Genomic DNA, 8,970 nt, shown 5'->3' on the forward strand with positions numbered 1-8,970 from the left:
ATATGGTCACGGATTGTGAAGCTGGTGGTGCAGGTGAGGCTGCTGCCGACGCCCGAGCAGGCGGCGGCCCTGACCGACACCCTCCACCAGGTCAACACCGCCGCCGATCACGTCTCGGCTGTCGCTTTCGCCCGGTTCGGGCTCCGTGCCCGGGAGTTGCCCTTGCGGAGGCTGTGTTACGGCGACCTCAAGGCCGGCGGGCTGGGCGCCCAGGCCGCCCAGCACGTGATCAAACGGGTCGTGGACGCCTACACTGCCCTGCGGGCCGGCATGCGCGGCGGCGGCCTCGGCGGCCCGGGCTCCAAGCGGCGCCGCAAAGCCGAGGCCAAACCGATCGCCTTCCGCCCCGAGGCCGCGCACACCTACGACGACCGGTGCCTGTCCTGGCAGCTGGACGCGGGCACGGTCAGCATCTGGACCGTGAGAGGCCGGGCCAAGCATCTGCGGTTCGCCTGCTCACCCGAGCAGGCCAAGACACTGGCCGCGCACCGGCGCGGTGAATCCGACCTCGTCCACCGGGACGGGAAGTGGTTGCTGATCGCCACCTGCGACATCCCCGAACCGCAGGTGTACGAACCCGCCGACTGGGTGGGCGTGGACCGCGGCATCGTCAACCTGGCCACCACCAGCGACGGCGACAACCATCAAGGGCGGCGCCTGGACCGCTACCGCCGCTGGCAGGCTCGCAAACGCGCCGAACTCCAGGCCAAACGCACCCGGGCGGCGGCCCGGCTGCTGAAGAAGCGGGCCCGGCGGGAGGCCCGGCACGCCCGCCACGTCAACCACACGATTTCCAAGCAGGTCGTCGCCGTCGCGGCACGCACCGGACGCGACATCGCACTCGAAGAGCTGGGTGGAATCCGCGGACGGGTCACGGTTCCTCGCGACCAGCGGGCACGCCTGTCGTCCTGGCCGTTCCGCCAGCTCGGCGCCTTCATCGAGTACAAGGCCCGCCGCGCCGGTGTGGCCTTCATCGAGGTGGATGCGACCCGTGACCGCCCCGCCGTAACGGGCAGTCGGGAGCGCGAACAACGCCCCAAGGACCGAACCAGAAGACTCGGTCCCTTCAAGGCCGAGTAGTTGACGCGGTGAAGCGTAGGACGGCGCCCACATGTTGGTCGGGGGTCGGGCCGTCCGCGGGCAGGACGACCAGTTCGCCGTCGGTGGCGGCGGCCGCTCTCACCAGGGCGGCGTCCGCGCGGACCTCGCGGGGGTCGGATACGCCGAACTCCTCGCGCAGCTGATCCGCGGACGTGGCGACCTCGGACGGGTCGGGCCCGACCCACAGCCGGGCCTGCGAGTCCGGGTCGTCCACCAGCAGGAGCGTCTCCACGCGGGCCTGGCGCACGGCCTCCGTCGTCGCGTCCAGGCCGGAGACGGCGCGCTGGCCGTTCGCCAGCTCCCGGTCGAAGCGCTCGGCCACGGTCATGACGCGCTCGGTGGACTTCAGCTGCAGGAGGCGGCGCAGCTCGGCGTCCAGGTCCGGGTCGTCGACCGTGGTGTTCTTGTCGGCCTCGACGGTGTGCTCCAGGACGTGCTCCGAGACCTCCTCCAGCACGGCCGTCCGGGCGCGGGTGTCGCCGGCGATCACGACGGCCTCGGCGCCGCAGCGCTCCGCCGCCCTGTCGATCTCGTGCGCGACCTTCTTGGCGTTGATCTTCCAGACGTTCTCCGAGGAGCGCTGGAAGCGGGACTGGTTCCAGTCGCCCGCCTTCACCTTGCGGATGGGGTACTGCTCGTCCCCGTCCACGTCGATGCGCTCGTGCTTCCCGTCGGCCGTGACGCAGTCGATCGCGCCGCCGCGCCGGTCGACGACCGCGAGCAGGTGCGGGAACCGCTCGCCGCGCTCGGCGAGGTAGGGCAGGACGTCGGGGAGCGGGGCGAGGGTGGCGCGCGTGCTGCGGGGCGGGCCAGGGAGGCGGTCACCGTACACCACCTCGCCGTCGGCGGCGAAGATCACGATGCCTTCGGAGCGGCGCATCTCCAGGTCGTCCCGGATGGTCTGCTCGATCGCGCGGAGCGTGACCTCGGGGGTGTCCTGCGCCTCCAGTTCCGCGCGCAGCGCCCGCCACCGCAGCTCGGCGGCCTTGGACGCGTCCTCGGTGGTCCGGGTGAGGTCCGCGTACACCGACGCGTACGGGCCCGGACGTTGGTACAGCGTTTTGAGGAATGCCAGATCCATGGGTTGGCCGTACCCCCCGTATTCGTGGCAAACGTGATGTGCGGGGCGTCAGTCCTCGGCGGACTGCTGGAGCCGCGCGTAGGCGAGCTGCAACCAGTCCGAGCCGGCGACCGCGGTCATCGTGGCGCCGGCGAGGCGGGTGGCGTCCGGGGCGAACACCAGGCCCGCCGCGTAGGCCGTCGCGACCCACTGGGCGGTGCAGAACGGGCAGGTGATCAGCTCGCCGACGGCGTGCCGGACGCCCTTGCCGCGCACCTCCTCCGACAGCTCGGCGGGGCCGGCCGTCCCGGAGTAGCGGGTGAACGGGGCGCGCAGGGGGCTCGTCACCGGGTCCTTGGTGATGAGACGGGACGCCTTGTGCGTGGTGACCGTCATCAGCGCCAGGTCGGCGAGGCCGATCGCCGGGGTCCGGTCGCGGAGGCGGCGGCCGAGCAGCGCCAGCGTCCCCGTGGTGAGCGCGTAGACGGCCAGGGTGCCGAGGTAGGAGCCGAGGGGACGGTCCTGCCCGGCGGCGTACTCCTCCTTCTGCCTGCGCGCGGTGTCGACGACCGCGTTCATGGGTTCTCCTTCCGTTCCCGGACGATCAGGCAGAACTCGTCGCCCTCGGGGTGCGCTCGCCTAGTGATCGCGCAGCGCCTTGACCAGCTCCGACTTGTTCATCGAGGAACGGCCCTCGACACCGATCTCGCGGGCGCGCTGGAGCAGCTCGTCCTTCGTCCAGTCGTCGTAGGAGGGGCTCTTGCCGCCCTTGCGGCCGACCTTCTTGCTTCCCTGGTTCGCGGACGCGTTGGCGATCCGCGCCGCCTTCTCCTTGCTCTCTCCCTTGTCGCGGAGCTTCTGGTACTTCTTCTCGTCCTTGATCTGTGCTCTGGGCATGTCGAAACACGTACCCGGCTCGCGAGATCCACACATCGGGGACAATGACACGCGGGAAGGGGGCACGCGTGCGCATCGGCATCCTGGGGCCGCTCGACGTGCGGGACGAGGCCGCGCGGCCCGTCGAGGTCGCGGGCCGCAGGCTGCGCGCCCTTCTCGTGCGGCTGGCGGCCGAGGCGGGCCGTCCCGTGTCGGCCGAGCGGCTCCTGGACGACCTGTGGGAGGGCGCGCCCCCCGGCGGGAACGCCCTGCAGGCGCTCGTGTCCCGGCTCCGCGGCGTCGCCGGGCGGGACATGGTCGAGCACGGCCCCGCGGGCTACCGGCTCGGGATCGACCCGGGCGAGATCGACGCGGTCGCGTTCGAGCGCGGCGTCGCCGCCGCCCGGGCCGAGGACGATCCCCGCGCGCGGGCGGACGGCCTGCGCGCGGCGCTCGCGCTGTGGCGCGGGCCCGCCCTCGCCGACGTCGCCGACGCCGACTTCGCCCACGCGGCCGTCGCGCACCTGGAGGAGCTGCGGCTCGCCGCGGTCGAGGACCGGGTCGACGCCGAGATCGCCGCCGGGCTCCCCGTCCCGCCGGTCGCCGAACTGGAGCCCCTCGCCGCCGCGAACCCGCTGCGCGAGCGGCTGCGCGGCCAGCTGATGCGCGCCTTGTACGCCGCGGGGCGGCAGGCCGAGGCGCTGGAGGTGTACGAGGAGACGCGGCGCGCCCTGGCCGACCGGCTCGGCGTCGACCCGTCCCCGGAACTGGCCGCCGTCCACCTGTCGATCCTGCGCCGCGAGACGACCGCCCGGGCGCCGGAGCCCGCGCCGCCGCCTCCGCCCGGCCCGCGGTCCGCGCGCACCAACCTGCCCGCGCGGCTCACCAGCTTCGTCGGGCGGGAGGAGGAGTCGCAGCGGGTCGGCAAGCTGCTCCGCGAGACCCGGCTCGTCACCCTCACCGGTCCCGGCGGCGCCGGCAAGACGCGGCTCGCCGGGGAGAGCGCCGGCGCGCTGGTCGACGAGATGCCGGACGGCGTGTGGTTCGTTCCGCTCGCCCCCGTCAGCGGTCCGGGCGACGTGGTGCAGGCGGTGCTGTCGGCGCTGGGCGTTCCCGAGAGCGTCCGTCCCACCGAGACCCGCGCGGTGGTGCGGCCCCTCGAACGGCTCACCGACTTCCTCGCCGCCAAGCGGATGGTGCTCGTCCTCGACAACTGCGAGCACCTCATCGACGCCGTCGCGCGGCTCGTCGACCACGTCGTCGCCCACGCCGACGGCGTCCGCGTCCTCGCGACCAGCCGCGAACCCCTCGGCATCACCGGCGAGTCGCTGTGCCCGGTGCCGTCCCTCCCGCTGCCGGAGGAGGGCACCGCCGACCCGGCCGACGCCCTCGGCTATGCCTCGGTGCGGCTGTTCGCCGACCGCGCCGCCGCCGTCCGCCCCGGCTTCGCGGTCGACGCCGGCACCGTCGCCGACGTCGTCGAGATCTGCCGCGCGCTCGACGGCATCCCGCTCGCGATCGAACTGGCCGCCGCGCGGCTGCGCTCCCTCACCCCCGGCCAGGTCGCGGCCCGCCTCGGCGACCGGTTCCGGCTGCTGACCGGCGGCAGCCGCACCGCCCTGCCCCGGCACCGGACCCTGCGCGCCGTCGTCGACTGGAGCTGGGACCTGCTGGACGAGCGGGAGCGCGCCGTCCTGCGCCGCCTCGCGGTGTTCGCCGGCGGCGCCACGCCGGACGCCGCCGTCCGCGTGTGCGGCCTCGACGCGCCGGACGCGCCCGACCCCCGCGACGTCATCGACGTGATCGCCGCGCTCATCGACAAGTCGCTGGTGATGGCCGACGGCGACACCGACGTCCGGTACCGGCTGCTGGAGACCGTCCGCGTCTACGCGGGGGAGCGGCTGGAGGAGGCTGGCGAGACCCGGCGCGTCCGCGACGAGCACGCCGCGTACCTCGTCGAGTTCGCCGAGCGCGCAGAGCCCGAACTGCGCCGCCGCGACCAGCTGCTCTGGTCCGCCCGGCTGGCCGCCGAACGCGAGAACTTCACCGTCGCCTTCCGCCATGTCACCGAGGTGGGCGACGTCGAGACGGCCCTGCGGCTCGTGGCCGGGCTGGTGTGGTTCTGGATCCTGCGCGACATGGAACGCGAAGCGGGCGGCTGGACGATCGCCGTCCGCGACATGGCGGGCGGCGCCGCGCCGCGCGGCCTGGAGGAGCCTTACGCGATGTGCGTCGTCTCCGCCGCCCTCGTGAGTGAGATGACCAAGGAGGAGGGGCCGACGCAGGAGTCGCTGCGCCGGGCCATGAGCGAGGCGGCGGCCGTGGTGCCCCCCTCACCCTCGCATCCCGTGCTCGCGCTCGCCGAGACGGCGTCCAACGTGCTCAGCGGAGACATGGAAGAGGTCAGGCGTGGTCTGGGCCGCATTCGCGACCACGACGATCCGTGGGTGCGCGCCGTCGTCCGCGTCATCTTGGCGCACCTGGGGATCAACTACGGTGAGATCGACGACGCCGCCGAGCAGGCGGCCGACGGCTACGCGCGGTTCCGCGAGCTCGGCGACCGGTTCGGGATGATCGTCGCGCTGAGCGGGATGATGCAGACCGCCGTGGCGCGCGGCGACCTGGCGGAGGCCGTCCGGCTCGGCGAGGAGGCGTACGGGTACGCGACGGTCGACGTCAGCCCCGAGCAGGGCTCCCAACTGCTCGCGCAGCTCGCGTGGGCACGGGCCCAACTGGGTGAGGTCGCCCGCGCCCGCGCCGACCTGGAGCGCGCCATGGCGCAGTCCGAACGCATCGGCGACTTCGCCGACGCCGCGACCGCTTCCCTCATGCTGTGCGAGATAGCGCTGCTGGAAGGCGACCGCGCCGCCGCCCGCGCCCACGCCGATCGCGCGTGCGGGTGGATCGAGTCGCGCGGGCACCGCCCCGACATCGTGCAGGTCGCCCGCCGGACGTCCAGCCGCCTCGGCTGCCTCGCGGAGGAGGTCGGCGACCTGGAGGCCGCCGCGCGCCGGCACGTCCAAGCGCTGAGCGGTCTCCGGAACGACACGTTCATGGGGAACCCGACCGTGGCCGCGCTCGTCGAGGGCGTCGCCGCCTACGCCGCCGCGCGCGGGCGGCACGTGCGGGCCGCCGAGCTACTGGGCACGGCGCACAAGCTGCTCGGCTACCGCGACACGGCGAGCTACGAGGTCCGCCGGACGCTGCCGCTCGTCAGCGGCGTCCTCGGCGAGGAGGCGTTCGCCGCCGCGTACGAGCGCGGCCGTCAGGTCACCCGGAAGGAAGTCTTCGACCAGGCGGACAGGCTGATCGCCTCTATCTGAGCGGCACCCGTGCCTGGGGTCGTTGGGGCTAAGCGAGACGCGACAAAGGCGCGCAGTCCCGGACGGTTCTCCGGGACGGCGCGCCTTCGGTGGCGGACCGGCCGTCAGGCCCTCCGCGAGTACATGCGCATGGCCAGCGGGAACGTGACGAGGACGATTCCCGCCGCCCAGGCGAGCGTGTACCAGGCGTGGTTCCCGATCGGGCCGCCGACGGTCAGCGCGCGCACCGACTCCGCCAGATGCGTGACCGGGTTGACCTTCGACCACGCCTCCAGCCAGCCCGGCATCGTGGACGTGTCCGGCACGAGGATGCTGCTGCCGAACGTCAGCGGCATCACCCAGATGAACGAGAACCCCTGCACCGTGTCAGGCGTCGGCGCGACCAGCCCCACGAGCACCGAGATCCAGCAGACGGCCAGGTAGAACACGTACGCCAGCGCGAAGGCCGCCAGCACCGACAGCGGATCGGTGTGGAACCGGAACCCGAGGGCGGACCCGAACCCCACGAGCACCGTCATCACGGTGATGAACCGGACCGTGTCGCCGAGGACCGTCCCGAGCAGCGGCGCGGAACGGGCGATCGGAAGGCTGCGGAACCGGTCGAACACGCCCTTGTGGATGTCCTCGTTCAGCGCCGTTCCGAGCCCCATCGTGGCGAACATCGCCATCTGCGCGACGAGGCCCGGAAGCAGCTGCTGCAGGTAGGAATGCGTGTCGCCGGCCACCGCGCCGCCGAACACGTACAGGAACAGCAGCAGGAACACGATCGGCATCAGCGTCGTGTCCAGCAGCTTTTCGGGCGAGTGCTTCAACTGGGCGACGTTGCGCCACGCCAGGGTGAGACCGTGCCGCAGCGTCCGCCGCGCGCTGATGCGCGCGGGCGGCTCCGCGGCGGGCGGACGGCCGTCGACGGTGATGGCGGTCATGCGACGCTCCCCTCGGAAACGAGCTCGGAGTTGGGCTCTTCGGCCAGATGGCCCGTGAGTGTGAGGAACACCTCGTCGAGGCTCGGCATCCGCAACGCCAGCTCCGCCGCCACGATGGACGCCTCGTCCAGCCGCCGCACCAGAACCGACAGCAGCCGCGGATCGTGCACGGGCGCCGTGACGAGGCCCGTGGCCTGCTGCACCTCCGGACGCTCACCGGTCAGCTCCGCGACGATCGCGGTGAGCTGCGCGGCGCGGAACGGCTCGGCCGCCCGGACCACCAGCGTCTGCCGTCCGACCTGCGACTTCAGGCTGTCGGAGGTGCCCTCGGCGATGACCCGCCCGTGGTCGAACACCGCGATGCGGTCGGCGAGGGCGTCGGCCTCCTCCAGGTACTGCGTGGTCAGCAGCACCGTCGCCCCGTCGGCGACGACCTCCCGGACGGTGTCCCAGACCTCGTTGCGCGCCCGCGGGTCCAGCCCGGTCGTCGGCTCGTCCAGGTAGATGATCTCCGGGTGGTTGATCAGGCTCGCCGCCAGGTCCAGCCGGCGGCGCATCCCGCCCGAGTACGTCTTCACCGCGCGGGACCCCGCGTCGGTGAGCCGGAACCGGTCGAGCAGGCGCCGCGCCCGCGCCTTCGCCTCCGCGCGGCCGAAGTCCAGCAGCCGGGCGATCATCACGAGGTTCTCGAAGCCCGTCAGCTCCTCGTCGACCGACGCGTACTGCCCCGTCAGCCCGATCTTCGCCCGGACGCGCACCGCGTCCTTCACCACGTCGTATCCGGCCACCTCGGCGCGCCCGGCGTCCGGCTTGAGCAGTGTCGCCAGCACGCGCACCGCGGTGGTCTTGCCCGCTCCGTTCGGGCCGAGGACCCCGAGGACCGTGCCTCGGCGGGCCGTGATGTCCACACCGTCCAGGGCCTTCGTCTCCCCGAACCGTTTCCGGAGCCCCTCCCCGCGGATCACTTCGTCCATCTGGGTGCCTTTCATCAGTCCTTCGCTGTGACGGTCACCACCGTGGGGGAAGGCGCTGACGTGGCGCGGACACCGCCGGGCGGACGCTGACGCGGCACTGACGGGGCACTGATTCCGTCGAATTGAACCGCGCATGACCTGCGGGTTTCGCGGGAGGGACGAACAAGGGGCCGATCCCGATTTGACGGCTCTTCCGGGGCTGCCTAATCTCTGTGGTGCCCCAAGGGGATGCGGGACGCCGAGAGGCGGACGGCCCCGGGGGACACGGACAGAGGAAAACGGTTCGCAGCGTGCTGCAGGCCGAGGTACTCTTGAAGTACAAGCCCGGACGGGATGCAGGACGCCGAGAGGTGGCCGGCCCGCAGGGCGCCTCCTACGGAACGATCTTTCCAGGTCTCTTCGGCCTGGGGATGTGTCGTCGCGCGGGGACGGGCACACCTCCGACTCGTCGAAAGATCTTCACGGATCTGCTTGACAGCGGAGATGGGTCTGGTAAGTTAGCAGGGTTGCCCCGGAGCCGGGGTCCGCGAGAGCGGGGTTCGGCGCGGTGGGTGTCCGTTTCTTGAGAACTCAACAGCGTGTTAAAAGCCAGTGCCTTTATCGGCTCGGTCGATTGTTCGGCCGGGTCGCCCCGTGCCGCTCTCCTTTGTGGGGGTGGTGGGGATTTCTTTGAGGCAATGCCGCCCCTCTGTTCGGGGGGTGGTGATGCC

7 protein-coding genes are annotated in these 8,970 nt (G+C 72.5%); 2 read left to right on the forward strand and 5 right to left on the reverse strand.

Translation table 11 applies throughout. From position 1 onward, the window contains the following. The first annotated feature begins 15 nt into the window (after positions 1-15). Complete coding sequence (locus K4S16_RS26015; protein WP_200842110.1) at positions 16-1,080, forward strand: RNA-guided endonuclease TnpB family protein; 1,065 nt, start codon at positions 16-18, stop codon at positions 1,078-1,080. On the opposite strand, the gene K4S16_RS26020 is transcribed toward K4S16_RS26015, so the two are convergent. From K4S16_RS26020 to K4S16_RS26030, 3 genes are read right to left on the reverse strand one after another with little or no spacing between them, the layout of a single operon-like run. Then, positions 1,067-2,182: a Vms1/Ankzf1 family peptidyl-tRNA hydrolase gene (locus K4S16_RS26020; protein WP_149261625.1), complete on the reverse strand. Its 1,116-nt coding sequence runs from the start codon at positions 2,180-2,182 to the stop codon at positions 1,067-1,069. The two genes, K4S16_RS26015 and K4S16_RS26020, sit on opposite strands and share 14 nt — an antisense overlap. Before the next feature lie 48 nt (positions 2,183-2,230). Further along, positions 2,231-2,740 (reverse strand): DUF1360 domain-containing protein, encoded by a 510-nt coding sequence (locus tag K4S16_RS26025; protein ID WP_149261626.1) that lies wholly within the window; start codon positions 2,738-2,740, stop codon positions 2,231-2,233. A 60-nt stretch (positions 2,741-2,800) separates the two neighbouring features. Beyond that, on the reverse strand, positions 2,801-3,058 hold the full coding sequence (locus K4S16_RS26030) for a Rho termination factor N-terminal domain-containing protein (RefSeq protein ID WP_149261627.1): 258 nt from the start codon (positions 3,056-3,058) through the stop codon (positions 2,801-2,803). Between the two features lie 68 nt (positions 3,059-3,126). Here K4S16_RS26030 and K4S16_RS26035 point away from each other — a divergent pair, with 68 nt between their 5' ends. Continuing rightward, positions 3,127-6,360: a BTAD domain-containing putative transcriptional regulator gene (locus K4S16_RS26035; RefSeq protein WP_160161028.1), complete on the forward strand. Its 3,234-nt coding sequence runs from the start codon at positions 3,127-3,129 to the stop codon at positions 6,358-6,360. A 104-nt stretch (positions 6,361-6,464) separates the two neighbouring features. On the opposite strand, the gene K4S16_RS26040 is transcribed toward K4S16_RS26035, so the two are convergent. Both K4S16_RS26040 and K4S16_RS26045 read right to left on the reverse strand, forming a co-directional pair. After that, positions 6,465-7,286 carry an ABC transporter permease gene (locus K4S16_RS26040; RefSeq protein WP_149261629.1) on the reverse strand — a complete coding sequence of 274 codons (822 nt, stop codon included), beginning with the start codon at positions 7,284-7,286 and terminating at the stop codon, positions 6,465-6,467. After that, positions 7,283-8,260 (reverse strand): ATP-binding cassette domain-containing protein, encoded by a 978-nt coding sequence (locus K4S16_RS26045; protein ID WP_149261683.1) that lies wholly within the window; start codon positions 8,258-8,260, stop codon positions 7,283-7,285. The genes K4S16_RS26040 and K4S16_RS26045 overlap by 4 nt, the downstream gene beginning before the upstream one ends. Positions 8,261-8,970 lie beyond the last annotated feature (710 nt).

This window comes from Actinomadura sp. K4S16 (genome assembly GCF_008327685.1).
In the GTDB taxonomy this organism is placed as follows: Bacteria; Actinomycetota; Actinomycetes; order Streptosporangiales; family Streptosporangiaceae; genus Spirillospora.